We start from the raw sequence: 24,749 nt of genomic DNA, 5'->3' as shown, positions 1-24,749 counted from the left end.
TTCTGAGAAAGGGCGGGTTAGCGCGTTACCGCCATGGGTGCGTTTAGCTCGGCACGTTTGGCGAGTAGTTCAAACACACCGGGGTAGGCGGGACGTTCTAAATAGCGCCCCGCACCGCGCTCGGCGTACAGCTCCCCGTCGCGCCATGTCCACTTGCCCTGGCTGATGGTATGGCGGGCAATGCCGCGTACCGTCTTGCCCTCGAAGATATTGAAATCGACGTTCTGATGATGGGTCTTGGCTGAAATCGTGCGGGTGCCGTTGGGGTCCCAGACCACGAGGTCGGCATCGGCACCCACCTGGATCGCCCCTTTGCGCGGGTAGAGGTTGAAGATCTTGGCGGTGTTGGTGGAGGTGACCGCTACGAACTCCTGGGGCGAAAGCTTGCCGCTATTCACCCCTTCGTCCCAGATAACCGCTAGGCGGTCTTCCACACCAGCGGTGCCGTTGGGGATCTTGGTGAAGTCATCTTTACCAGCGGCCTTCTGCTCTTCGCAGAAACAGCAGTGGTCGGTGGCGGTGGTTTGCAGGTTGCCAGATTGCAGGCCGTGCCAGAGCGCTTCTTGGTGGCCCTTGGGCCGGAATGGCGGGCTCATCACATGGGCGGCGGCAGTGGCCCAGTCCGGGTGCTGGTAAACGCTGTCATCGATCACCAGATGGCCCGCCAGGCACTCGCCAAACACCGGGTGGCCCTGCTGGCGGGCGTAGGCGATTTCATCCACCGCGTCTTTGGTGGAGACATGCACCAGGTAGACCGGTGCGCCCAGGGTGGAGGCAATACGAATGGCACGGCTGGCGGCTTCGCCTTCCACCTGCGGTGGGCGAGAAAGCGGGTGGGCTTCCGGGCCGGTGATGCCTTGGGCCAGCAGTTTCTGCTGCATGTGGTAGACCAGCTCGCCGTTTTCAGCATGTACGGTGGGCACCGCTCCCAGCTCCAGGCAGCGGGAAAAGCTCTCCACCAGAATGTCATCGGTGGCCATGATCGCGCCCTTGTAGGCCATGAAGTGCTTGAAGCTGTTGACCCCGTGCTCGCGTACCAGGGTGCCCATCTCCTCTTTGACGCTCTCATCCCACCAGGTGATCGCCACGTGAAAGGCGAAGTCAGTGGCGGCTTTCTCCGCCCAGCCCTGCCAGGTTTCGAAGGCTTCCAGCAGCGACTGGCCGGGGCTGGGAATCACGAAGTCGATGATCGTGGTGGTGCCGCCCGCCATGGCGGCGGCGGTGCCGGTGTAGAAGTCTTCGCTGGCCACCGCGCCCATGAAGGGCATCTGCATGTGGGTATGGGGGTCGATGCCGCCCGGCATCACCAATTGGTGGCTGGCATCGACGATCTCGCAGCCTTCCGGCACCTCCAGGTCGGTGCCAACGGCGTGGATTTTGCCGTCGACACACAGCACATCGGCGCGGTAAGTGTCAGCGTGGGTGACCACCGTGCCGCCCTTGATCAATAAGCTCATGGTTCGCTCCTGTCGTTGTGTTTAGCCAGCAGAATCATTCACCGTCGGTGAGGCGGGTGTAGGTCTCGGGGCGGCGGTCGCGGAAGAACTGCCAGTTGTTGCGCACCTCGCGCACCATATCCAGGTCGATCTCATGCACCAGCAGCTCGTCTTCTGTGGCGCTGGCCTGGGCCTCGATCTTGCCGCGTGGGTTGACGATGTAGCTGGAGCCGTAGAAGTCGCCGATATTCCAGGGCGCCTCGGTGCCAACCCGGTTGATGGCGGCGATGAAGCAGCCGTTGGCGGCGGCGGAGGCGGGTTGCTCCAGCTCCCATAGGTATTGGGAAAGACCGGCCACCGTGGCAGAAGGGTTGAAAATCACTTCGGCGCCGTTGAGCGCCAGTGCCCGCCAGCCTTCCGGGAAGTGGCGGTCGTAGCAGATGTACACGCCGATCTTGCCGTAGGCAGTATCGAAAACCGGCCAGTTGGATTGCCCCGGCTTGAAGAAAAACTTCTCCCAAAAGCCAGCCACCTGGGGAATGTGTGTCTTGTGGTATTTGCCCAGGTAGCTACCGTCAGCGTCGAATACCGCCGCCGTGTTGTAGTAAACGCCGGTCTCGGTCTCTTCATAGATAGGGACGATGATTACCATGCGGTGCTCGGCCGCGAGCTTCTGCATCATCTGGCAGGTGGGGCCTTCCGGAACCCGCTCGGCGGCGGCGTACCACTTGCTGTCCTGGCTGGGGCAAAAATAGGGCTGATTGAACACTTCCTGGAAGCACAGCACCTGCACGCCTTGCTCGGCGGCTTGCTGAATCATGGGCAGGTGCGCTTCGTTCATCGCGTCACGAATGGCGCCGGGTTCTTGATCAGTGCTGGTATTCAGGGCCATCTGAATCAGGCCAATCTTCATTTTCTGCATGGACTACCCCTCTTTTGTCATAACGCGCCGACCATCCGAATGGATGGGAGGTCAGCTATGGGTGGCTTTTCTGCCGGTATCGATGAGTGGCGGAAAAGATCGCTAGGCGTGTCATGACATCGACTCATGGTCGACACTTATAATTGTTAGCAAAGCTGTCATGATAGACAGTTTTTTGAACATAGCGCTGATTGAAGACGTTTTGCAAGAAGTTTTTATAAAAAGCCTGGTTGTCTTTCAAGTGACTGTTTTTTCTGTTTTTTAAATTTTAAGTTGGCCGTTTTTATCAATTTGGTGAGATGCTGCACTATTATGGCGTTTCTTTTTTATGATTTTAAATCAATAGTTTGTGTTTTGTTTTTTTATTTTCATATTGATTCTTTGCATTCTTATGGTGCGTTTTATGAATATGTCGCTACCCTGTTTAGTAAGTTTTAATACCCGTTGCTATAACAACAATGATGTAGAGAGTTTCTTTTTTATATATGTCTTTTTAGTCAGCTTTGTGTTCAATGAGTTAGCGGTGAGTGTGTGGTTTTGGGCACGCTTATTGCTGGGTAACCTGTTGAACTTTTGAAGATAAAAAAAGCAATGGCGAGGCTAAGGAGACAACGATGACGGCAGCGAAATCTCGAATGATCGATCAGCAGGGGTTGGTCGAACTGGCAGTGGAAGACGATGTACGTGAAAGCGCCCGCTTCAACGAGGATATTGCGCCCACCGAAGCAAAAGAGCGTACCTGGAGCAAATGGAACATTGCGGCGCTGTGGGTCGGTATGTCGATCTGCGTACCCACCTACACTCTGGGCGGCGTGCTCACGGCCTACTTTGGGCTGAGCGTTGGCGAGGCGCTGTTGGCCATTCTGCTGGCCAACGTGATCGTGCTGATTCCGCTGACGCTGAACGCTTTTCCCGGCACCAAATTCGGCATTCCCTTTCCGGTGGTGCTGCGCTCTTCGTTTGGTATCCTGGGCTCCAACGTGCCCTGCCTGGTGAGGGCGCTGGTGGGCTGCGGCTGGTTTGGCATTCAAACCATGTTTGGCGGGCTGGCCATTCACCTGCTGCTGTCGGCGCTGTTTCCCGCCTGGGCGGCGCTGGGAGGTGTCGGCGAGGTGATTGGCTTCTTCGTGTTTGGCGCCATGAACCTGTACGTGGTGATTCGCGGGGCCGAGTCGATCAAGTGGCTGGAAACCCTGGCAGCGCCGCTGCTGCTGGCCGTAGGGATCGGGTTGATGATGTGGGCGTGGCCGCACATGTCGATGACCGAGCTGCTGGCCCAGCCGCCGTCGCGCCCGGAAGGGGCTTCGGTGTATGGTTACTTCTTTGCTGGCCTGACGGCCATGGTGGGCTTCTGGGCAACGCTGTCACTGAACATTCCTGATTTCAGTCGCTTCGCCAAGAGCCAGAAGGACCAGATCGTCGGGCAGATCCTGGGCTTGCCGTTGACCATGTTCTTCTTTGCTGCCCTTGGTGTGGTGCTTACCGCAGCGTCTGAGTCGCTGGTAGGACAGACCATTGCTGATCCAGTCAATTTGATTGGGATGATTGACAGTCCTGCTTGGGTGGTGCTGGCGATGGTATTGATCATTATCGCGACACTCTCCACGAATACTGCCGCTAACATTGTTTCCCCTACCAATGATTTCCAAAATATTGCGCCTAAATTTATCAATCAAACGCGAGGAGTGCTGCTGACAGGGGCTGTAGGGGTGTTGCTGATGGGTTACGACCTGCTGCAAAAGGCGGGGGTGGTGAGCCAGGGCGTTTCTCTGGAGCAGATGTACTCCAACTGGCTGCTGGGCTACTCCAGCCTGTTAGGGCCCATCGCTGGCATCATGGCGGTGGATTACTTCCTGATTAAAAAGCAGCGTTTGGATGTGCCGAGCCTGTATATGGACCACCATGCTTATCCCGCCGTCAATATCGCCGGTTTTATCGCCTTTGGTGTTCCGGTGGCGTTAACGCTGCTCTCGCTGCTGACCGGTACCATGAACTGGTTCTATGACTACGGCTGGTTTACGGGCTCCGCGCTGGGGGCAGTCGTCTATTACCTCGCCAGCCAAGCACTGGCAAAGTCGCCTCAGGTGGGGCCTGTACCTCTCGCGGCGAGTGAGGTCGTAAAATAAGTCGTTATCCGGTTTGATGACTGAACCACGCTATGACGCCCGGCACTTTGCCGGGCGTTATGCTTTATGATTCGCGTTGTTCGACAAACCCCAAAAACGCATCGACCACACGGTTGGGTCGTCGGTCGTGGCGCGTGACCAGCACGAAGGGAATGCGATAGTGCCGAGTGGTCGGATGCAGGGCGCGCATTTTGCCTGTGGCGACCCACTGTGCGGCGACATGCTCGGGTAGAAAGCCGATGAATCGGCCGGTGAGGATCAGGAACGCCGCGCCCTCCCGGTCGGAAGCGGAGGCTTGTAGGTTGAGCGCTTCGTGGGCCTGACGTGCCATGTCGGGAAGCGGATAGCGGGGTCGAATGGCCGGGTATCGAGCGAGCTGGGCGGCGCTCTCGGCGTCGTCGGGTACGCTGAACAGCGGGTGGCCAGCGGAGCAGTATAGGTAAGAGGGCTCGTCGTAGAGCAAGCGTGTTTCCAGGCTGGTGGGCAGGTTCACGGCGGGCACGACGCCCACGTGTAGATGGCCGTCCATCACGCCGCGAATCACCGCATCTGAGGGCTCCATATGAATGTGTACCGTGACCTCATGGTGGGGGGCGGTCAGTGCGGCTAGCGCATGGGTGACATTCATGGCGGGGAGGGTGACGAGATTGTCGGTAATGCCGATGTTCAGCTCGCCTTTGATGGTATGGTGTAGCGCATTCACATCGCTTTTGAACGTTTCCAGCGCCGTAAGCAGTGTGAGTCCCGCCTGGTAAATCTCCTTACCCTCTTCTGTCAGGCTAAAGCCTCCACGCCCCCGTTGACATAGCGAAAAGCCCAGCCTGCTTTCAAGGTCGCTCATGTGCTGACTAATCGCCGAGCGGCTAATGCCCAGCGTGGTCTCGGCTGCAGTGAAGCCTCCGCACTCCACCACCGTTTTAAAAATACGCACTAGACGTATGTCGTAGTCGCTCATTTGGCCTAGCGATGCCATAACTGCCTCTTCTTGATAAAAAGGGCGCTTATTGAAGAATTAAGCTGGCTAAAAACTGATATACATCAAAAAAACAACGCGCCACTATGGGGTGATGTCATCTTGGCCTGGCGTTGGTGTATCTTCCACTGTTCTTTTTTACACTGTATCAGGTGCGCCTGCGGGATACCTGAATAAGGTCGATGTGCCATGTTTCCTTCTCGCAGTGATGCAACGAGCCGCGATGTGCCCGTATTGCCACGTTATCGACGTTTGCAGCGACGCGCGATCGGCTTTTTCTTTTTGGCGCTGTGTGTGGTGGTGTCGCTGTTTGGTTGGCTATTGACTGGCCAGTACCAGCAGGAGATTCGTGCGGCAGAAGCCCGGGCCTCTGCCCGCTCTAACGTCATGACCGAGTGGGCGAAAGGCGTCTTTGGGCAGAGCGGGCAAGCACTTTTCACCTTGGCTCAGCACGTTGAGACCCGCGGGTTCGATAGCGTTGACGGTATGGCTGACATACAGGGGGCCGTAGAAGCCTTGACCCGGTATATGCCGCTGATCAATGAGATCGGTATTCTCAACGACCAAGGACGCGTATGGATCAGTAGTCGTGATAATCGCCATGCGGGCATCGATATTAGTCACACTGATTTTTTTCGCTCATTTCAGCAAGGGGGCCAGCGCGAGCTCGTGACGCCGCTTTACTGGTCGGACGAGGATCGTCAGTTTTATCTCTATCACGCTCGGCGAATCAGCGGCGAAAACGATCGTTTCGATGGCGTCGTGGTCGCGCGTTTGGTGCCCCAAACCCTGATGGACGCTCTTCAACAAATGCGCGTTTATGATGGCGAAAGCATGAGCTTGGTCGACGGTAGCTTGAAGCTCATCGCTCGTCATCCCGTGCCTGATCCACCTGCCTTGGTGGGCATGCAGATCGACGATCCGGCGACACGGCAGTGGCTGACCACCCAGCAAGCCTCTCAAACGTTTACGGCTCGCTCGCCGCTGGACGGGCGCGAGCGCCTGTTCCATATGCAGCGTGTCGGCAATTACCCCGTACTGGTAGTGGTCGGGGTCGATGTGCAGCGCCAGCTTGCCGGTTGGCGTCAACGCGGCCTGGTTCTCACGCTGGCAATGGGAGGGATGTTGCTACTGGGGGCCTGGGGCGTGCGGCACTATTTGAATCGACTGTCGCTCTCGTATCGGCTGCAATCCCGGGAGGCGCGCTTGGACGCGCTGATCAACTCGTTGCAAGATTTGATTTTCGTCTTCGATGGTCAAGGGCGGTTTCGCTTCGTTCACGCCATCGAGAAGGACAAACTTCTGCTGGAAAGCCAGCAAGCGCTAGGGCGACATTATGATGAAGTACTGCCTGCCACGCTGGCCAAGACCTTTGATAAGGTGTTCCACCAAGTCCAGCGCTCCGGACAGGTGGCGACGTTCGAATATCCGTTACTGCTTGGCCAGCAGCAGCGTCACTTTCACGCCACGGTGAGCCCGTTGGCCAGTCACACTCATCACATCGAAGGAGTTTTATCCGTGACCCGCGATATTACCGACGCGAAACAAGCAGAAGTCGAGCTGAAAATCGCGGCTGCGGCTTTTCAGGCGCACTTGGGCATCATGGTGGCGGACGCGCGGGGTAACATTTTAAAGGTCAACGATACCTTCAAACGCATTACTGGCTACAGCGATGAAGAAGTGGTGGGCAAGAACCCGCGCATGTTCAGCTCGGGCCACCATAACGCGGCGTTTTATCGTCGTTTGTGGCGCAGCGTCATGGCCACGGGGAGTTGGGAAGGAGAAATTTGGAATCAGCGCAAAAACGGTGAGCTGTTCCCCGAGTGGCTGACCATTAGTGCGGTATACGACGCGGCGGGCGAGCTGACTCACTACGTCGCCACCATGAGCGATATCAGTGAGCGCAAAGCTGCCGAGCAGGAGATTCACCAGTTGGCGTTTTACGATCCGCTCACCGGATTCGCCAACCGGCGTCTCTTCATGGACCGTGTCGGCACGGCGCTGAAGGAGCTAAACCGCCATCAGCGCTGTGGCGCGCTCTTGCTGATCGACATCGATAACTTCAACCATGTGAACGACACCTTGGGGCATCACGCGGGGGACCAACTGTTGCAGTGCGTGGCCCGCCGATTCGGTCAAATGCTGCGTGACACCGACACGCTCGCTCGGCTGGGCAGTGACGAATTTGCCGTGTTGATCGAAGGCGTGGATGGTAGCCCACGCCAAACGCACGCGTTAGTCGAGCACATCGCCAAAAAACTGTTAGCGGCGCTGGACGAGCCCGTCCCAATTGGTGAAGAGAGTGCCGTGGTGAGTGCCAGCGTGGGCATTACCATCGTGTCGGATAGTCAGCGGAGCGCCGACGACTATCTACAGCAGGTAGATATGGCGCTCTCTCAAGCCAAGACGGGCGGGCGACAATCGCTGCGTTTCTTCGATCCCTCCATGCAGGCCGCGCTGCTGGCCAAAGTGAAGCTTGAGGCGGAACTGCGCCAGGCATTGGAGAATCAGCAATGGCGACTTCACTATCAGCCTCAGGTGGATCGCCACGGTATGCTCACCGGGGTGGAAGCGCTGCTGCGTTGGCAGCACCCCGAGCGTGGCATGGTCTCTCCGGGGGAGTTTATTCCACTACTGGAGAGCACCGGGCTGATCAACGACGTGGGCGAATGGGTATTGGAGGAGTCCTGCCAGCAGCTTGCTCGCTGGGCGCCTTCACCGCTGCTCAGCCACCTGACGATCTCGGTCAACATCAGTCCGCTGCAGTTTCGCGAGGCGGACTTTTTGTCCCGCGTGGAGCACGTATTTCAGCGCACCCAAGCGCCGCTGGCCCAGCTCAAGCTCGAAGTCACCGAGTCACTCTTCGTGGAGGCCCGTGACGACGCTCGAGATAAAATGTTGAGCTTGAAGGCGTTGGGTGTGCGCTTTTCATTGGACGATTTTGGCACCGGCTACTCGTCGTTGGCCTATTTGGCTCAGTTGCCGCTGGATCAGCTAAAAATCGATCAGTCCTTTGTACACCAAGTACTTGAGAGCAAGGCCAATGCGGCGATCGTGGAGAGTACCATCGCCCTGGCCAAGAGCTTGAACCTCGACATCATTGCCGAGGGGGTCGAAACCCAGACCCAGCAGGTGTGGCTCATGGCTCACGACTGCCACGCCTTTCAAGGCTATTTGTATGGTCGCCCGGTTCCGGTCAGTGAGATCGAGGCGATGGTATCAGGGCGCTTCCACTCGTGAGCGAGCCAGCTGTGCATGCAGGGTGGCGATGAGCGCCGCGTGTTCGATAGTGTCGATAGCGTCGGAGGGGATAGGGTCGGGGGTAATCACTTCGATCCGCGAGTCTTGCCGCCAGGCGCTGCTGGCGACGCTGAGCGCTCCGTCGGCGCGGTTGAGCCGTTTCCAGCCATCCGTGGTGTGAAACACGCCCTTCACCCGAGCGGAGGTAGGTAATTCACCGACACAGTGGGCAAGCAGGTCGAGGTCGAAGCGTTCGGTGGGGTGCCAGCGCAGGCCGGTACTGGTGTAGCCCAAGGTGTTGGCGGTTTGCTGCTGAGGTGCCCCGGGCGGCGGTGGGAAATCGAAAAACGCGCCATCCAGGCTCGGGGCCGCCGCCAAGGCGTGGTGCGCGTCAGGCATCGCGGTCTGCGCTGGCTGGCTGGCCTGACCGCTCTCCAGCAGCAGCGCCACGGGAAGTTTGCCGTGGTCGACGATATGCACCCACTTTGGCGTTGGCCATAGCGCACCGACAAACTGCTGCGCTCGACGATGCTGGGCCTCGCTTGCTTGGTCACCCATCGTAATGGCGATGGCATCGGCCATCTGCAGCTGGTCTTGAAACGTCTCGTGCTCGCGCACGCGGGTGTCGTCCAGGCGACGAGGGTCGAGCGTGGCGATAATATCTTGTACGGCTACCACATCCTGAAACGCCTCACCGCGCAGCAGGTCGAGCAACCCCGCCGGGTGGCCAAGGCCGGAGGGCTCGATGATCACCCGGTCAGGCTTGCTGCGCGCCAACAGATTGACCAGCGCGGCCTGTAACACGAACGCAAGCTGACAGCACAGACAGCCGCCGGGTAGGCCCTTCACCACCACATCGTCGCGGCGATCGAACATGGCTTGGTCGATGCCGATCTGACCAAATTCGTTGACCAGAATGGCCCACTTCTCATCCACAGGCTTTTGTTCGATCAGGCTGTGGATAAGCGTGGTTTTACCGCTACCTAAAAAGCCGGTGACGATGTGAACGGGTACGCGTGACGCAGCAGCCAACGGTTAGCCTCCGGTCATGTTCATGAAACGCACCACCTGCACATCACCGTCGGTGGTGAAGTGGTGGCGTTCTGGCTTGAGCGGCAGGGCGTTGATAATGGCGGTTTTGAGCGCCTGCATGTCGCCAGGGTGGCGGCGCAACACGGCGCGCAAGTCCACCGAGTGTTCATTCCCTAAGCACAGCAGCAGACGGCCTTCCACGGTGACCCGAACGCGGTTACAGCTATCGCAGAAGTTGTGGCTATGGGGCGAGATAAAGCCTACGCGGCTATCGCTGTCGGCCATTCTGAAGTAGCGCGACGGCCCGGGCGTGGTCTCGGTAGTCGCCGTCAGCGGGTAGCGGGTTTCGATCATCGCCTGGACGTCGTCGCTGGAGTAGAAAGTCTCCGCCCGGGAGTGATCCGATACATCGCCCAGCGGCATCTCCTCGATGAAACTGATATCGAGGCCTTCCTGGCGGGCAAAGGTCACCAAGTCGAGCACTTCGTCTTCGTTGCGGCCCTTCAAAATTACCGCGTTCAGCTTGATGCGCTCGAAGCCCGCCTCTTGGGCGGCGTGGATGCCGTCGATCACTTTGGCGAGATCGCCGGTGCGCGTGAGCTGCTTGAAGCGCTCGGGATCGAGAGAGTCGAGGCTGATATTGAGCCGACGCAAGCCGCCTTGGTAGAGCCGCTTGGCGTGTTTACGTAGGCTGGCACCGTTGGTGGTCATGGTGAAGTCGTCCAGCCCCGGCAGAGCGCCGATGTCGTCCACGAGTTGCTCGATGCCTTTACGCACCAGCGGCTCCCCCCCGGTCAGGCGGATTTTCTCGACACCCAACTCGGTGAAGGCGCGTGCCACCATGGCCAGCTCTTCCAGTGTGAGGACTTGCGCACGGGGAAGAAACGTCATTTCCTCGCTCATGCAGTACACGCAGCGAAAGTCGCAGCGGTCAGTGACCGACATGCGTACGTAGCGTACCCGGCGGCCAAAATCGTCGATCAGTTGTTCGGTCATTGCCAGCTCGTTATGGGTTGAATGCAGACCGCCTCGCCTGGCTGAGCGCCTGCTTGGTCATCGCCAAGTTCGATCAAACAGTTGGCCATCACCATGGATGTCAAAATACCCGAACCCTGGGCGCCGGTGCTGCGCACGTGCAGCACTCCCTGGTCATCGCACGTATAGACACCGCGCAAAAAATCCGTGCGTTTCAAACGACTTTTGAGAGACGTTTGGGCCACCGCCGTCAGCCGTCGCGGTGCTGCCGGTGGTTGGCTTTGCAGCCGCTGCAGCAGCGGCACCACGAACTGACTAAACGTTACCATGACGGCCACCGGGTTGCCCGGCAGACCCACGAACGGCGTGCGCGAATCGCCTAGCTGGCCGCAGGCCATGGGGCGACCGGGGCGCAGCGCCACTCGCCAAAAGGCCAGCCGCCCAAGGGCCTCCAGCGCGGTGCGTGTGTAATCCGCATGACCGACCGATACGCCACCACTGGTGATCACTAGGTCGCACTGTGTCGCAGCCTCGGCCAGCGCCCGTTCGATGGTGTGCGGGTCGTCGGGCAAAATGCCTAGATCCACGACCTCGGCCCCTTGCTCGCTGAGCATGCCCATCAGGGTAAACCGGTTGGTATCGTAAATCCCGGCGTTGGGCAACGGCTCCCCTGGCGGCGTGACTTCGTTGCCGGTAGAGAAAATCGCGACCTTGGGACGACGATACACCGTGATCTCGGCATAGCCCAGCGAGGCTGCCAGACCCATGCCTGCAGCGTCCAGCCGGGTGCCTGCCGTCAACGCCACATCGCCCTCGGCAATGTCCTCGCCCGCTTGGCGAACGTGCTGCCCGACGCTGACGCGCTCAGGGCGTTCGACGGTGACACGGTGCGCCTCTTCGATGAGCTGTTCACGCATGATGACCGTATCGGTGCCGCTAGGCATGGGCGCGCCGGTGGTGATGCGTACGCACTGGCCGGGCAGCACGCGACCGTCGAACGCTTGCCCGGCAACGGCGTCGCCGATGATCGGAAAGTGCGCATCATGAAGCGGCGCTTCGGGCCATGCCAGGGCAACGCCATCCATCGCCGCGTTGGTATTTTGCGGCACATTGATTCGGGCAGTGATGTCGACGGCCAGCCTGCGCCCGTAGGCGCGGCTCAGCGGCACCTGCTCGACGGCCACCGGCGCTTCCACCAGCGTCATCAGCGCCGCTCGGGCGGCCTCGACACTCAGCATCTGCTCGCCCAGCTCGAAACACGATAGGCTCATGGCACCTCCTGGGAGGATGTCGTCATGGCCTGCTCCAAACGCGCTTTTTCCTCTTCGGTGTTGAGGTTGGCGAACGCTTCCGGGCAATCCGACATATCGACGCGGCACCAAGCGTGGCGGGCGTACCAACGGTCGATTTTACGCTCGCCGTCGGCCAGCGTCGCGGCCAGATCGTCGGCCAGCGACGTGCGCAGTAGCGCGATGACCGGGTGCAGGCGCTCGCCATCGAAGGCCACGGCAATGTCGTGTTCGACACCTTCTTGGATAACCCCCGCGATCATCCGCGACACCAAATCGAAGGGCAGCGCCGGGGAGTCGCAAGGGGCGACCAATAGCCACGGCGTTTGGGCGGCACATAGGCCGCTGTAAATACCCATCAGCGGACCTTTGAAACCGCCTTCGGCATCAGCGATGACGCGGTCGGCAAACAGCGCGTAGGCATCGCCGTTGCGGTTGGCGTTGATCATCAGCTCATGCACATGACCGTCAAAGCGTTTGACGGTATGCGCCACCAGCGGCAGGCCCGCGAAAGGCTCGAGCCCCTTGTCTCGACCGCCCATACGGCGACCCTCGCCGCCGGCGAGAATCATTCCGGTGAGATCCTGCTTGGCCATCATACGCCTGCCTCCTTGGACGAGCGCGCGCTGGGCGGTTTGGGGGGAATGGCGTCTAGGGTCAAGCGGCCAGCGGTGTTGATCGCTTGGAAGCTTTTGCCTTTGGCCCGAGCGATCAGCATGACGCCGAAACGTTCGGCCAGCTCTACGCCTTTTTGCGTCACGCCTGAGCGCGATACCAGCACGCTAATGCCCATTTGCGCGACTTTAAGCACCATTTCGGAGGTGAGGCGGCCGGTGGTATAGAAAATATCGGCGCACTGGCTGTCCGCTTGATTGAGCCACTGGCGGCCGGCCAGCGTATCGACGGCGTTATGGCGGCCCACGTCTTCGACGAAATCCAGCACCCGCGCTTGGTGGCACAGCGCACAGCCGTGAACCGCCCCCGCGCTGCGATAGGTGTCGTTATAGGTGTTCAAATTAGCCAATAAATCATACAGAGTGGATTGCGCCAACGGTGTCTCGGGCAGCGCGGTCAGGGCGGTTTGCTCCAGCAGGTTTCCGAACACGGTACCTTGGCCGCATCCGGTCGTCACGGTGCGTTTGCCCAGGCGCGCTTCCAAGTCCTCCGGCAGATGGCGAGTGACGATCACCGCTGCTTCGACGTCCCAATCGACCTGCACGGCAGCCAAATCCTCGGCGCTGCGCAATAGACCCTGATTACGCAAGTAGCCTACCACCAGCGCTTCTGGGTCGTCTCCTAGGGTCATTAGCGTGACGATCTCGCGCTTATTGAGGTAGACCGTGAGCGCACGCTCGGCGGCAATCGCCTGGGCGCGCGTGTCGCCGTAGGCATCCATGACATCGATGGTGGTCGTGGCCGGTAAGCGGGCTCGGCTTAGCTGAAGGGCGGGCATCCGCAATCCTCACTGATACCAAAACGTGGTGTGGGTAACGCAAACACGGCGAACATTACGATAATAGTTGAGTAAAATAGTCTGAGTTGACGATGATGGCGCTCAAAAGGCTTACTTGTCTACCCGTTCAAGGTCTAAGGGGGTGAAACCCATGAGTGATAATTTGCGCGCGCTGAGCGTCACCTTGATGGCGGAGGCCAAGCAGGTGGGACGTTTCACACAGACCCAGTGGCGTATTGCCGAGCTCGTGCCGGGCGACCAGGGGGAGTGTGTTCTCAACTTGCAGCTCTACATGACCGAGCGAGCGGCCTACCGGTTCAACCTTACCTCGTCCACACCGCGCCTGTTCGTGCGTGCTGGATTCACGGGGCAGACCCCGACGCCCGATGCGATGACCGCCAGCCAAGACGTCGCCGCGGGCTGGCTCGATGGCGAGCAGCAGGTGTTGGAAGCGCCCATGCCGATGGCGATTCAAGTGTGGATCGAGCACTACCTCGCCCGCCACGGTGACGCCCCGGTGGAAACCCGCAAGAAAAAACGCAAAGGAGCCGGGCGTGGTAAAGAGACCCCGGCCAAGGAGCAGCCGCAGTGAGCCGTTTTGAGCGCTGGTCGCGTAAAAAGCGCGGTCTCGATGACGATAATCTTCCGCCTAGCTCGTCTGAAACTGACTCTTCCGAGCCTACGGGTGTCGAGCAAGGTGAGCGCGTCAGGCCGTCGGCGGAACAGCGCGCTAATGTTGCCGATCATGGGGCCGATGACGTAGCAGTCGAGGCAGCCACTGACGAGCAAGAGACGTCAGCGTTGCCACCCCCCGGTAGTTTGGACCACACGCTGCCCGATCCGGATACGCTGCCTGCTGGCAGTGATTTCAGTGCCTTCATGGTGCCTGGCGTGAGCGCCGCCCTGCGCCGTCGCGCACTACGCAGGCTCTGGGCCACCGGTAACTACAACGTGCGCGATGGTCTGGACGATTACGACGCTGACTACACTCAGCAATTGAAGCCGATGGCGAGCGAGCTGGCGGGCAAGCTGCGGCGCTGGGCCAATAAAGCAGAGGAGGCCCTCGATAAGCTGGACGAGTCCGCGCAAAACGACGCAGAACGCGCGGGCCATGATGAGGATGAGAAGGGAGCTGGGCAGGGGAGCGCTTGCACAAGTGATGACAGTTTTGTACAAAGTGTCTCACTAGACGACCGGTCTGATGATTCCGATCACGCTCTGGGAGAGCGAAAAAAAGACGGTTAGCTTTTTGAATCAGTGGGTTGTAAAAAACCGAGCAGGCTTGCGTTGACAGCGATTCGACCAATGGAAGTGGCAAAAAAGCGGTTTGCGCCGTACGCTGATACAATAAGCTATGTCGATATAACGTCGAAAGTCATCCTCGAAATGACGACATCTAAACGCTAATTATAACAAAAACGACCTCTTGACCGTGAGAATGCATGAACCAACGAATCCAACTGGCGTCGATCGACGACCAGCGTAACGCCGCCGCCCGTGAAGCGGTGCGTCGGCGTATCTCATGGCCGGTGAATTTAACGCCTGCCAACGTGACCTACCATAGCCGAGGGCACGTATTGCTACTGGGTCGTGCAGCGTCCGTCAGCTCAGCGGCGCGTGCGCTGCAAGGTCGTGGGCTCGCGTCGCTGACGCTGCTGACGACGGATGTCGCTGTCGATCTTCCTGCCACCAGCGAGCCGGTTACCGCACACCTGCTGAGCACACATCAGCAGCCCCAACTGCGTATTGCGGGCCACCTGGGCGGGTTCCGAACCACCCTGGCTCAAGCCGATGGCGACGCGCTCAATCTGGCGCAAGCATTGATCGAACGCGACGTTTTCGACGTGGTGCTGGATCTCACCGAAGGCGCATTGGACGTGGCTGCATGGGAGTTGCCGCCGCCGGGCTACCTGCGCCTCGCGTGGGAGCGTCAGGAGGCAGAGCGTGCCGACGTGCTGGAGAGCGTGACCGAACTGGTGGGCGAATTCGACAAACCGCGCTATTTCCAGGTCAATACCGATCTTTGTGCCCACTCGTCCAGTGGTAACGTTGGCTGCACCCGCTGTCTCGACGTCTGCCCGGCGGATGCGATTGCCAGCATCCAAGGCCGTATCGAGTCGCGCATCGAGATCGATCCGTTTCTCTGCCAGGGCGTGGGGAGCTGCACCAGCGCGTGCCCGACCGGTGCCATCGAGTTTCGCCTACCGGAAACCCGCCGGCAGCAGGATACGCTCGCCACTTGGCTATCTGCCTACCGCGACGCCGGTGGCGAGGTGCCGGTGCTGCGCTTCATCACCCATGACTCGCTGGAAGCCGAGCGCAACGCAGGTATTACCACGCCGGGTCATATCATCGATGCACCCTTAGAAGAACTGGGCGCGGCGGGTCACGACCAGTGGCTGACGGCACTTGCCAGCGGTGCCGCCGAAGTGCGCATTCAGCTTCACGATGACATGCCGAATCGGCTCAGCGCGTTTTTAGAGCAGCAAATCGCCCAGGCGCACGCGCTACTGACCGCGCTTGGCCACGACACGGCACGCATCAAGCTGCTGCCTGCTGGAGCCGAGAGCGAGCGCGATGCGCTGCCGAGCCTCACTCCGCTCACCGAGTCGCCGTTGAACTTCGACGAGCCTAACAAGCGTGCCCGCCTGAACGTGGTTCTGACGCGACTGGCCGAGTTGGGTGCGCCCAGCGGTGAACGTCATGTCATGCCTCAGGGCGCGGCGTACGGTGGTATTCAGGTGGATAGCGCGGCCTGCACGCTGTGCCACGCCTGCGTCAGCAACTGCCCAACGCCTGCGCTCAAGTCAGGGGGCAACGCCCCCGCGCTGAGTTTTCTCGAAGCAGACTGCGTGCAGTGCGGGCTCTGCGAACAGGCCTGCCCGGAAGACGCCATTACGCTGGCGCCGGGGTTCCTCGCCGCGCCCGAGCGCGACACACGGCACATTTGCCATGAGGAGGCGGCGTTCGAGTGCATCGGCTGCGGTAAGCCGTTCGCCACGGCCAGTACCGTGGCCACCATCAAAGCCAAGCTGGCCAATCACCCTTATTTTGCCGGGGATGCCATGGCGCGGTTGGAAATGTGCGAAGACTGCCGGGTGAAAGACGTTTGGAAAACCATGGCGCGCGACCCTAACGCGCAACTAAAGGTATGAAGCTATGAGCGATGCAATGCCGACGCTAAGCGACACCGATGCACTGCGCATGGATATCTACCAACTGCTCGCCAGCCTGCTGCGCCAAGCGCCGGATGGCGAGCTGCTGGCGTGGTTGGCGAGCTTGGATAACGAGCAAGACGGTAGCCGTATTGCCGAGTGTTGGGCGGCGCTGTCGCTGGCCGCGGCCCAGAGCGATGTCGACGGCTTGAAACGGGCGCATTTTCGCCACTTGGTCGGCGTGATTCAAGGCGACGTAGTCCCCTATGCGTCTTGGTACCGAAATGGCGAATTGATGGAAGCCGCGTTGGTCGCACTGCGCCAAGACCTCCGAGCGCTGGGCTTCGAGCGCTGCGAGCATACCCGGGATCCAGAAGATCACCTGGCCGCGGTGTGTGAAGTGATGGCCATGCTCATCGCGGCACAAAATGGCGAGCAATTTACCTTTTTTCAACGGCATCTTGCCCCTTGGGCCAGCCGCTGTTGGGATGACCTTGCCAACGTAGACACCGCTTTCTATGCAGCGCTGGGGCAGTTGGGTAGCGCTTTCATGGAGAGCGAACAGGCACGCTTGAGCGATCAGACGGCCTATCGACCGGTACGCATAGTGGAGCCTGCTTCCTATGATGCCGGTGCAGCGCGCAAAGCCACACCGTGACGTGACCGTGCGCAGCGGTAAGTGAACGACAGGCCTGCTGGCCACGTATAAGAAAAGCATGAAAGAGGAGAACCCCATGCACCAGTCACATAACCCTGAGCGCCGCCGGTTTATGAAAACCGTTGGTTTAGGCACCGCTGCTGCGGGTGCCGCCGCTGCGGTCGGCCACGTCACCTTGGCACAGGCGGATGACAAGAGCCCGGTCGAGCGCGATAAGCAGACGGTGAACTACCGTGAGACCGACCATATTCGTGCTTACTACGCATCGCTGCGTGACTGACGGCGAACTGCCAGGAGATTTGCCATGCGTTTAACTCGTAAAACGAACGCCCCTGCGACCACTGGACTGGGTATTTCCCGTCGTCAGTTCTTGAAGCGTACGGGCGTCGCCACTGGCGGCGTTGCCGCAGCAGGCTTCATGGGCGCGCCGATGATGCAGCGCACCGAAGCGGCGAATAAAACGCCGGTGCTCGACTCCCCGGTGGAGACCAAGCGCACCATCTGTTCCCACTGCTCGGTGGGTTGTGGTGTCTATGCCGAAGTGCAAGAGGGAATCTGGACCAAACAGGAGCCTGCCTTCGACCACCCGATCAACCGTGGGGCCCACTGTGCCAAAGGCGCGTCGCTGCGCCAGCACGGCCACTCCACGCGCCGCTTGAAGTACCCGATGAAGTTAGTGGCGGGCGAGTGGCAGCGCATGGACTGGGACGAGGCGGTCAACGAGATCGGCGACAAGCTGCTCGAGCTGCGCGACAGCTACGGCCCGGACAGCGTTTACTGGTTGGGCTCGGCGAAGTTCAACAACGAGCAGGCGTATCTGATGCGCAAGCTCGCCTCCATGTGGGGCACCAACAACACTGACCACCAGGCACGTATTTGTCACTCCACGACCGTGGCGGGTGTAGCCAATACCTGGGGTTATGGAGCGATGACCAACTCGCTCAACGATATGCACAACAGCAAGGCGATCCTGTTCATTGGCTCGAACCCCAGTGAAGCGCACCCGGTCGCCATGCAGCACATCCTGATTGCCAAAGAGCGCAACAACTGCGACATCATCGTCGCAGACCCGCGCTTTACGCGTACGGCGGCGAAAGCCAACAAGTACGTGCGCATTCGCCCCGGCTCGGACGTGGCTTACATCTGGGGCTTGCTGTGGCACATCTTCGAAAACGGCTGGGAAGATAGTGAGTACATCAGCCAGCGCGTCTATGGCATGGACGATGTGCGGGCCGAAGTCGCCCAGTTCCCGCCCAGCGTCGTCGAAGACATTACTGGCGTACCCGAAGCCGAGATGTTCGACGTAGCCAAGCGTCTTGCCGACAACCGCCCCGGCTGCGTGGTGTGGTGCATGGGCGGTACTCAGCACACCACCGGCAACAACAACACCCGCGCCTACTGCATTCTAGAGCTAGCGCTGGGTAACATCGGTAAATCCGGTGGCGGCGCCAACATCTTGCGTGGTCACGACAACGTGCAAGGCGCGACCGACTTGGGGCTAGGGTGTGACTCCCTGCCGGGTTACTACGGCTTGGCAGAGGGGGCATGGCAGCATTGGGCCAAGGTGTGGGACGTGGACTACGAATGGCTGAAAGGCCGCTTCGACGACACCGAGTACGCCGATGGCAAACCGATGTACTCCAGCGGTATCACCGTCTCTCGCTGGGTGGATGGCGTGCTGGAAGAGGATGACAACATCTCCCAGCGCACTGCGTTGAAAGCGATGTTCTACTGGGGCCACGCGGTCAACTCGCAAACCCGCGGCGTCGAAATGCAGAAGGCGATGCAGAAGCTGGAGATGATGGTCATCGTCGACCCGTATCCCACCGTTGCCGCTGTCATGCATGACCGTACCGACGGCGTGTACCTGCTGCCCGCCGCCACCCAGTTTGAAACGACCGGTAGCGTCACGGCAACGAACCGCTCGATTCAGTGGCGCGACCAGGTCATCGAGCCGCTGTTCGAGTCCAAGCCGGACCACGAAATCATGTATCTATTTGCCAACAAGCTCGGCTTTGGCAACGAGTTCGTGAAGAACTTCGCGATGGAAGGCAATCGACCGGTGATCGAAGACGTACTGCGTGAAATTAACAGCGGTATGTGGACCGTCGGCTACACCGGCCAAAGCCCAGAGCGCTTGAAAGAGCACCAGCAAAACTGGCACACCTTCAGTTTTGAGAACCTGCGTGCCCAGGGCGGCCCTGCCGATGGCGACTACTACGGCCTACCGTGGCCCTGCTGGGGAACGCCTGAGTTCAAGCATCCCGGCTCGCCCAACCTCTACGACACCAGCGTCCCGGTCATGGAAGGCGGCATGGGCTTCCGCGCCCGCTTCGGTATCGAGCGCGACGGTGTGAACCTGCTGGCGGAAGGCTCGGCACCGGTTGGCGGTGACATCGACGACGGCTACCCGGAGTTTACCGATCAGCTGCTCAAAGATCTGGGCTGGTGGGATGATCTCACCGATGAGGAGAAAGCAGCGGCCGAAGGCCAAAACTGGAAGACCGACTTCTCCGGCGGTATCCAGCGGGTGGCCATCGAACACGGTTGTGCGCCTTACGGCAACGCCAAAGCGCGCGCCGTGGTGTGGACCTTCCCAGATGCCGTTCCGAAACACCGGGAGCCGCTCTACACCACCCGCCGTGACCTGGTCGAGCGCTACCCGACATGGGACGATTTCGACTCCATCATGCGTCTGCCCACGATGTACAAAACCATCCAGGACCGTGACAACAGCGCGGAGTATCCGATCATTCTGACCTCCGGTCGCTTGGTCGAGTACGAAGGTGGCGGTGAAGAGACGCGCTCCATGTCCTGGCTGGCCGAGCTGCAGCAGGAGATGTTCGTCGAAATCAACCCAGCCGATGCCAACGACATTGGCATCCGCGATGGCGATCAGGTGTGGGTCGAAGGCGCCGAAGGTGGTCGGGTCAAAGTAAAAGCACTGGTGACGCCCCGCGTGGATCGTAAAGTGGCGTTCATGCCGTTCCACTTTGGCGGCGTGTTCCAGGGCGAAAGCCTGCACGACCGCTACCCGGAAGGCACCGTTCCCTACGTGACTGGTGAAGCGGCCAATACCGCGACCACCTACGGCTACGATCCGGTGACACTGATGCAAGAGACCAAGTGCACCATTTGCCGTATCGAACGCGCCAGCTAACACGACCTGACCAGACAGCATGCCGGTGTGGCTACCCCCGCACCGGCACGAGGAGAACACCATGGCTCAAATGAAATTTATGTGTGACGCCGAGCGCTGCATCGAGTGCAATGGCTGCGTCACTGCCTGTAAGAATGCCAATGACGTCGAGTGGGGCATTCAGCGCCGCCGCGTGGTGACCCTGAACGACGGTGAAGCGGACGAAATGTCCATCTCCGTTGCCTGCATGCACTGCGACGATGCCCCCTGCATGGCGGTATGTCCCACCGACTGCTTCTACAAAACCGACGACGGCATCGTACTCCACGATAAAGACCTATGTATCGGCTGTGGTTACTGCCTGTACGCCTGTCCCTTTGGCGCGCCGCAGTTCCCGCAGCAAGATGCGTTCGGCGAGCGCGGCAAGATGGACAAGTGCACCTTCTGCGCTGGTGGTCCCGCCGAAACCAAAGAAGAGGAGTACCAGAAGTACGGCTCTAACCGCATCGCAGAAGGCAAGCTGCCGCTGTGCGCCGAGATGTGCTCCACTAAAGCGCTGCTGGCCGGAGACGCGCAGGACGTTGCCGATATCTTCCGTCAACGCGTGGTACACCGTGGCCATAAAGATGGTGCGTGGTCGAACAATCCTCAGGCTAGCACTGACAACCTTGCCTACGATGCTGCCCGCAAAGGGTAAGGAGGCGTGTCATGACAACCTTGACCATGACAAAGGTGCCCTCACGGGCGCCTAGCGGCACCGCTAGCTGGCTACAGCGCGGCTGGCGTCTCTGTCTCATGCTGGTACTGTTGGTGGCCAGCCTGGGCGTCACCCAAATGGCCGTGGCGCAAGCCGATCCAGATCGTGAAATGACCACGGCTGCGCCGGGCATCACCGCCGACCAGTGGCGTCAGGTGCGCAGCGGAGAAACCGGGCCCAACTACCGCGACTCGCGGCATGAAAGTAACTACAACCTGATCAACGCGAGCGGCGAAACGTGGCGCATTCTGCGTAATCGCTGGGTGTCGCCGTTTGGCATGATTGCCATTGGCGGCATGGCAGCACTGATCGCGCTGTTCTACTTCATCGTCGGGCGGAAGTATCTGGAAGAGCCGCGCACCGGTCGTCTGCTACTGCGCTGGTCGCTGCTAATGCGCGCTCTACACTGGACCGTCGCCACGCTGTTCATCACCCTGGCATTGACCGGACTCAACCTGCTGCTGGGTAAGTTCGTGTTCCGCTCTCTATTTGGCGATGCCGTATGGGGCTGGATGGTGTCGGCCTCCAAAGTGCTGCACAACTATTTGGGACCGATCTTCGGGGTGCTGCTGGTGATCATGCTGATTAGCCTGATCAAAGAGAACATTCCCAAAAAGCACGACTGGGTATGGTTCAAAAAAGGCGGCGGCATGATTGGCAAAGGCCATGTCGATGCGGGCTTCTGCAACGGCGGTGAAAAAGCCTGGTATTGGCTGCTGGCATCCGTCGGCATTCTGGTGGTGGCGAGCGGCTTCGTGCTCGACTTCCCCAATTTCGACCAGGGTCGCGACACCATGCAGTGGGCCAACATCATCCACGCCGTAGGAGCGCTCGGCCTGACCGCCGTGTCGCTGGGCCACATCTACATCGGCACGCTGGGCACGGAAGGCGCGCTGGAAGGCATGACCACCGGCTACGTGGATGAAACCTGGGCCAAAGAGCACCACAATTTGTGGTACGAAGAGGTCAAAGATCAGGCCATCAGCGAAGAAGAGATAGCGGCGCGTAAAGCGGGTGACAGCGGCGAGCATTCGGCAGCCAACTCTGCCGCTAAGCCAAGCTGAGTCACTCCGTCGACATCAGTGAACGTGAATGCCCTTCGACACCGCCTTCGGGCGGTGTCTTTTGTTATGCTGCACTTCCATGCATTGGGAAAGAGGAATGACCATGGCGACATTTGACGAACTGGATGCCACCACCCGCACCGAGCTGGAGGCCGCCGCGTTTCGCCGCCTGCTGAAGCATCTGGATGACAATAAAGACGTGCAGAACATCGACCTGATGATTCTGGCGGACTTCTGCCGTAACTGCCTCTCGAAATGGCTGGTGACCGCCGCTGATCAGCACGGCACCGAGCTGGATCTGGAGGCCGCCCGCGAGTATGTCTACGGCATGCCCTACAGTGAGTGGAAGGCGCATCACCAGGGCGAGGCGACGCCGGAACAGCTCGCCGCGCTCGAGGCGCGTCAAGCCAGGAAACAAGCCAATGCTCGAAATGAGCGCGAGGAGTAGCCGATGGATGCCATGGAAGCGCTGAACATCGCGGTGCTCACCGTCTCGGATACTCGCACGGAAGAGACCGATCGCTCGGGCCAATCGCTGGTGCAGCGGTTGACCGAGGCGGGCCACCGCTTGGCCGACAAGCGCATCGTGCCGGATGACGTGTATCAAATTCGGGCGGTGGTGGCGCAGTGGATCGCCGACCCCAGCGTGCAGGTGGTGCTGACCACCGGTGGCACCGGATTTACCGGGCGTGACTCCACACCCGAGGCGGTCTCGGTACTGCTGGATAAACGCATCGAAGGCTTTGGCGAGCGCTTTCGCCAGCTGAGCGGCGATGAGATCGGTAGCTCCACCATTCAGAGCCGCGCGCTGGGCGGTTTTGCCAACGCCACGGTGGTGTTTTGTCTGCCGGGCTCCACCGGCGCTTGCCGCACCGGCTGGGACGGCATCCTGGCCGAGCAGCTCGATAGCCGCCATAAGCCCTGTAACTTTGCCAACTTGGTGATTCCAGGCCGGGGGCAGCATGGCTGAGCTGCAGCCGATCGAAACGGCGCTCGACGCGCTGCTGGCCGAGGTTATGCCGCTAGCGGTTGAACGAGTCGCGTTGAACGACGCCGCTGGCCGTGTGCTGGCCGAGCCGGTCACGGCGACGCTGGACGTGCCTCCTTTCAATAACAGCGCGATGGATGGCTATGCGCTGCGCGCTGTAGACGCCGGTAAGTGGCTGTTGGTCAGCCAGCGAGTTGCGGCGGGCGATACGGCACAGCCGCTGGCAGCGGGCACCTGCGCGCGGATTTTCACCGGCGGGCAGATGCCCCCCGGCGCTGACTGCGTAGTGATGCAGGAGCGGGTGGTCGAAAAGGAGGGCGAAGCGCTTATCCCAGACGATGTGCCTGCCGGTGATAACGTGCGCTTGCAGGGGCGCGACGTACGTCAAGGCGATCTGCTGCTCAATGCAGGTGAGCGCTTGGAGGCCGCAGCGTTAGGGCATTTAGCGGGGCAGGGCATCACCGACGTCAGCGTTCGTCGTCGTCCTCGGGTGGCGCTGCTCTCCACCGGTGATGAGATCGTCGATCCCGGTACGCCGCTCGAGCCTGGCCAGCTGTATAACTCCAACCGCCCGATGCTCAAGCGCCTGCTAGAGACGTTTGGTGCTGAGGTGGTTCAGTTGGTGAGCGTACCCGATGACTACGCCCAGACCGTCGCGCTGTTGAACGCCGCAGCTGCCGACGCCGACGTGGTGGTGAGCACGGGTGGTGTGAGCGTGGGTGAGGAAGACCACGTCAAAGCGGCCCTGGAATCGCTAGGCCAGCTCGATATGTGGAAGCTGGCGATTCGTCCCGGTAAGCCCCTGGCGTTGGGGCGACTCCCCCGTGACGACGGTAGCCTTGCGCGTTTCGTGGGGTTACCGGGCAACCCGGTATCGGGGTTCGTGGGCGCATGGCTGTTTCTGCGGCCGCTCATTGGGGCGCTCCTAGATTGCCCCTCGCTTGGGTCGTTGCCGCGACTGACGGCCACGGCTAGGTTCGCCACTGACACCGGTCCGCGCCAGCATTACATGCGCGTGGCGTTGCGCTTTACCGCCGAGGGGATAGAGGCCGAGGCGTTCGACGACCAAAACTCAGCCGTGCTCTCTTCGTGTATTGCGGCTGATGCGTTGGCCGTGATCGAACCGCACTGCCAAGTAGAGCCGGGCAGCCGGGTGACCTGTTTGTGGTTAGTCCACTGAGTCAGAATCGACGGGCAGGCCGAGTCGTCCACCCTCAAGAAGAAGCGTCATGGACGCTCCTTCCAGGGCGACGCCGCAAAGCGCCGGGTAGGAAGTGCGGGCGGCCAAAAGCGGCGGCAGAGGGTGGAGGTCAGCGACCTGGAGAGGGATAAGCTCGCTGTCGCCAGGCAGGCCAAGCTGCCAAGGGCCTTGGCGGTCGATCAGCGTGAGCCAGCGACTCGAGTGTCCAGGTCCTCGGCACATGAGTGTCTCGAAAGACACGTAACGTGCCAGCGTCGCGGCGCTATCGATACGCCTGACGTGGTGAGCTTCCAGCGCCCACTGATGGCCGCAGGCGTTGAAGCGAACACAGGTCACGGTAC

The 24,749-nt window shown here is 60.2% G+C and carries 22 protein-coding genes; 13 read left to right on the top strand and 9 right to left on the bottom strand.

Annotated features, from left to right (window positions below; genetic code table 11):
* Positions 1–17 precede the first annotated feature (17 nt).
* Positions 18–1,457: a dihydropyrimidinase gene (gene hydA, locus FRH_RS03700; RefSeq protein ID WP_139525822.1), complete on the bottom strand. Its 1,440-nt coding sequence runs from the start codon at positions 1,455–1,457 to the stop codon at positions 18–20.
* 34 nt (positions 1,458–1,491) lie between these two features.
* Positions 1,492–2,358 (bottom strand): nitrilase-related carbon-nitrogen hydrolase, encoded by an 867-nt coding sequence (locus tag FRH_RS03695; protein ID WP_139525821.1) that lies wholly within the window; start codon positions 2,356–2,358, stop codon positions 1,492–1,494.
* A gap of 614 nt (positions 2,359–2,972) precedes the next feature.
* Here FRH_RS03695 and FRH_RS03690 point away from each other — a divergent pair.
* The gene (locus tag FRH_RS03690; RefSeq protein ID WP_281997788.1) at positions 2,973–4,484 is read left to right on the top strand and encodes an NCS1 family nucleobase:cation symporter-1; all 1,512 of its coding nucleotides are present in this window, start codon (positions 2,973–2,975) and stop codon (positions 4,482–4,484) included.
* 64 nt (positions 4,485–4,548) lie between these two features.
* On the opposite strand, the gene FRH_RS03685 is transcribed toward FRH_RS03690, so the two are convergent.
* The gene (locus FRH_RS03685) at positions 4,549–5,457 is read right to left on the bottom strand and encodes a LysR family transcriptional regulator (RefSeq protein ID WP_281997787.1); all 909 of its coding nucleotides are present in this window, start codon (positions 5,455–5,457) and stop codon (positions 4,549–4,551) included.
* Positions 5,458–5,646: 189 nt separating this feature from the next.
* Between FRH_RS03685 and FRH_RS03680 the strand changes: the two genes are divergently transcribed.
* The gene (locus FRH_RS03680) at positions 5,647–8,697 is read left to right on the top strand and encodes an EAL domain-containing protein (RefSeq protein WP_281997786.1); all 3,051 of its coding nucleotides are present in this window, start codon (positions 5,647–5,649) and stop codon (positions 8,695–8,697) included.
* Here the strand turns inward: FRH_RS03680 and FRH_RS03675 are convergent.
* The 5 genes from FRH_RS03675 to FRH_RS03655 are packed head-to-tail and all read right to left on the bottom strand — an operon-like array spanning position 8,677 to position 13,446.
* Complete coding sequence (locus tag FRH_RS03675) at positions 8,677–9,729, bottom strand: CobW family GTP-binding protein (protein WP_281997785.1); 1,053 nt, start codon at positions 9,727–9,729, stop codon at positions 8,677–8,679. The two genes, FRH_RS03680 and FRH_RS03675, sit on opposite strands and share 21 nt — an antisense overlap.
* Positions 9,730–9,732: 3 nt before the next feature.
* Positions 9,733–10,725: a GTP 3',8-cyclase MoaA gene (gene moaA / locus FRH_RS03670; RefSeq protein WP_139525816.1), complete on the bottom strand. Its 993-nt coding sequence runs from the start codon at positions 10,723–10,725 to the stop codon at positions 9,733–9,735.
* Positions 10,722–11,975: a gephyrin-like molybdotransferase Glp gene (glp, locus tag FRH_RS03665; protein WP_281997784.1), complete on the bottom strand. Its 1,254-nt coding sequence runs from the start codon at positions 11,973–11,975 to the stop codon at positions 10,722–10,724. The genes moaA and glp (FRH_RS03665) overlap by 4 nt, the downstream gene beginning before the upstream one ends.
* A complete protein-coding gene (gene mobA / locus FRH_RS03660; protein WP_281997782.1) occupies positions 11,972–12,592 on the bottom strand; it encodes a molybdenum cofactor guanylyltransferase MobA in 621 nt (206 codons plus the stop codon). The genes glp (FRH_RS03665) and mobA overlap by 4 nt, the downstream gene beginning before the upstream one ends.
* On the bottom strand, positions 12,589–13,446 hold the full coding sequence (locus FRH_RS03655) for a formate dehydrogenase accessory sulfurtransferase FdhD (protein ID WP_281997780.1): 858 nt from the start codon (positions 13,444–13,446) through the stop codon (positions 12,589–12,591). The genes mobA and FRH_RS03655 overlap by 4 nt, the downstream gene beginning before the upstream one ends.
* Positions 13,447–13,597: 151 nt before the next feature.
* Between FRH_RS03655 and FRH_RS03650 the strand changes: the two genes are divergently transcribed.
* From FRH_RS03650 to glp (FRH_RS03600), 11 genes are all read left to right on the top strand, one after another.
* Positions 13,598–14,038: a DUF3305 domain-containing protein gene (locus FRH_RS03650; RefSeq protein WP_139525812.1), complete on the top strand. Its 441-nt coding sequence runs from the start codon at positions 13,598–13,600 to the stop codon at positions 14,036–14,038.
* On the top strand, positions 14,035–14,691 hold the full coding sequence (locus FRH_RS03645; RefSeq protein WP_153843027.1) for a DUF3306 domain-containing protein: 657 nt from the start codon (positions 14,035–14,037) through the stop codon (positions 14,689–14,691). The genes FRH_RS03650 and FRH_RS03645 overlap by 4 nt, the downstream gene beginning before the upstream one ends.
* Positions 14,692–14,888: 197 nt before the next feature.
* A complete protein-coding gene (locus FRH_RS03640; RefSeq protein WP_281997779.1) occupies positions 14,889–16,601 on the top strand; it encodes a 4Fe-4S dicluster domain-containing protein in 1,713 nt (570 codons plus the stop codon).
* 4 nt (positions 16,602–16,605) lie between these two features.
* Positions 16,606–17,259: a molecular chaperone TorD family protein gene (locus FRH_RS03635; RefSeq protein ID WP_153843029.1), complete on the top strand. Its 654-nt coding sequence runs from the start codon at positions 16,606–16,608 to the stop codon at positions 17,257–17,259.
* Positions 17,260–17,335: 76 nt separating this feature from the next.
* Positions 17,336–17,539, top strand: a complete 204-nt coding sequence (locus tag FRH_RS03630) for a twin-arginine translocation signal domain-containing protein (protein ID WP_139525808.1) — start codon at positions 17,336–17,338, stop codon at positions 17,537–17,539.
* A 24-nt stretch (positions 17,540–17,563) separates the two neighbouring features.
* Entirely contained in the window at positions 17,564–20,419 is a 2,856-nt protein-coding gene (locus tag FRH_RS03625) for a molybdopterin-dependent oxidoreductase (RefSeq protein WP_139525807.1), read from the top strand.
* A gap of 61 nt (positions 20,420–20,480) precedes the next feature.
* Entirely contained in the window at positions 20,481–21,095 is a 615-nt protein-coding gene (fdh3B, locus tag FRH_RS03620) for a formate dehydrogenase FDH3 subunit beta (RefSeq protein WP_139525806.1), read from the top strand.
* Between the two features lie 11 nt (positions 21,096–21,106).
* Positions 21,107–22,219 carry a formate dehydrogenase subunit gamma gene (locus FRH_RS03615; protein WP_176558214.1) on the top strand — a complete coding sequence of 371 codons (1,113 nt, stop codon included), beginning with the start codon at positions 21,107–21,109 and terminating at the stop codon, positions 22,217–22,219.
* Between the two features lie 103 nt (positions 22,220–22,322).
* Positions 22,323–22,667 carry a DUF1244 domain-containing protein gene (locus FRH_RS03610; RefSeq protein ID WP_139525805.1) on the top strand — a complete coding sequence of 115 codons (345 nt, stop codon included), beginning with the start codon at positions 22,323–22,325 and terminating at the stop codon, positions 22,665–22,667.
* 3 nt (positions 22,668–22,670) lie between these two features.
* A complete protein-coding gene (gene moaB, locus FRH_RS03605) occupies positions 22,671–23,189 on the top strand; it encodes a molybdenum cofactor biosynthesis protein B (protein ID WP_139525804.1) in 519 nt (172 codons plus the stop codon).
* Complete coding sequence (gene glp / locus FRH_RS03600) at positions 23,182–24,387, top strand: gephyrin-like molybdotransferase Glp (RefSeq protein WP_139525803.1); 1,206 nt, start codon at positions 23,182–23,184, stop codon at positions 24,385–24,387. Before moaB ends, glp (FRH_RS03600) begins: the two co-directional genes overlap by 8 nt.
* Here glp (FRH_RS03600) and FRH_RS03595 read toward each other — a convergent pair.
* Positions 24,376–24,744 carry a hypothetical protein gene (locus tag FRH_RS03595; protein WP_153843030.1) on the bottom strand — a complete coding sequence of 123 codons (369 nt, stop codon included), beginning with the start codon at positions 24,742–24,744 and terminating at the stop codon, positions 24,376–24,378. The two genes, glp (FRH_RS03600) and FRH_RS03595, sit on opposite strands and share 12 nt — an antisense overlap.
* Positions 24,745–24,749: the final 5 nt, after the last annotated feature.

The sequence above is a fragment of the Halomonas sp. A020 genome (genome assembly GCF_027943625.1).
Lineage (GTDB): Bacteria > Pseudomonadota > Gammaproteobacteria > Pseudomonadales > Halomonadaceae > Vreelandella > Vreelandella piezotolerans.
This window is presented reverse-complemented; position numbering and strand designations above follow the sequence as displayed.

Excerpts from the sequence above, each read along its gene's own strand:
- hydA (WP_139525822.1), bottom strand. The coding sequence starts at position 1,457 with ATGAGCTTATTGATCAAGGGCGGCACGGTGGTCACCCACGCTGACACT.
- FRH_RS03610 (WP_139525805.1), top strand. The coding sequence starts at position 22,323 with ATGGCGACATTTGACGAACTGGATGCCACCACCCGCACCGAGCTGGAG.
- FRH_RS03635 (WP_153843029.1), top strand. The coding sequence starts at position 16,606 with ATGAGCGATGCAATGCCGACGCTAAGCGACACCGATGCACTGCGCATG.
- glp (WP_281997784.1), bottom strand. The coding sequence starts at position 11,975 with ATGAGCCTATCGTGTTTCGAGCTGGGCGAGCAGATGCTGAGTGTCGAG.
- FRH_RS03655 (WP_281997780.1), bottom strand. The coding sequence starts at position 13,446 with ATGCCCGCCCTTCAGCTAAGCCGAGCCCGCTTACCGGCCACGACCACC.
- fdh3B (WP_139525806.1), top strand. The coding sequence starts at position 20,481 with ATGGCTCAAATGAAATTTATGTGTGACGCCGAGCGCTGCATCGAGTGC.
- glp (WP_139525803.1), top strand. The coding sequence starts at position 23,182 with ATGGCTGAGCTGCAGCCGATCGAAACGGCGCTCGACGCGCTGCTGGCC.
- FRH_RS03690 (WP_281997788.1), top strand. The coding sequence starts at position 2,973 with ATGACGGCAGCGAAATCTCGAATGATCGATCAGCAGGGGTTGGTCGAA.
- FRH_RS03640 (WP_281997779.1), top strand. The coding sequence starts at position 14,889 with ATGAACCAACGAATCCAACTGGCGTCGATCGACGACCAGCGTAACGCC.
- FRH_RS03680 (WP_281997786.1), top strand. The coding sequence starts at position 5,647 with ATGTTTCCTTCTCGCAGTGATGCAACGAGCCGCGATGTGCCCGTATTG.
- FRH_RS03695 (WP_139525821.1), bottom strand. The coding sequence starts at position 2,358 with ATGCAGAAAATGAAGATTGGCCTGATTCAGATGGCCCTGAATACCAGC.
- FRH_RS03630 (WP_139525808.1), top strand. The coding sequence starts at position 17,336 with ATGCACCAGTCACATAACCCTGAGCGCCGCCGGTTTATGAAAACCGTT.
- FRH_RS03625 (WP_139525807.1), top strand. The coding sequence starts at position 17,564 with ATGCGTTTAACTCGTAAAACGAACGCCCCTGCGACCACTGGACTGGGT.
- moaB (WP_139525804.1), top strand. The coding sequence starts at position 22,671 with ATGGATGCCATGGAAGCGCTGAACATCGCGGTGCTCACCGTCTCGGAT.
- FRH_RS03615 (WP_176558214.1), top strand. The coding sequence starts at position 21,107 with ATGACAACCTTGACCATGACAAAGGTGCCCTCACGGGCGCCTAGCGGC.
- FRH_RS03650 (WP_139525812.1), top strand. The coding sequence starts at position 13,598 with ATGAGTGATAATTTGCGCGCGCTGAGCGTCACCTTGATGGCGGAGGCC.
- moaA (WP_139525816.1), bottom strand. The coding sequence starts at position 10,725 with ATGACCGAACAACTGATCGACGATTTTGGCCGCCGGGTACGCTACGTA.
- FRH_RS03685 (WP_281997787.1), bottom strand. The coding sequence starts at position 5,457 with ATGGCATCGCTAGGCCAAATGAGCGACTACGACATACGTCTAGTGCGT.
- mobA (WP_281997782.1), bottom strand. The coding sequence starts at position 12,592 with ATGATGGCCAAGCAGGATCTCACCGGAATGATTCTCGCCGGCGGCGAG.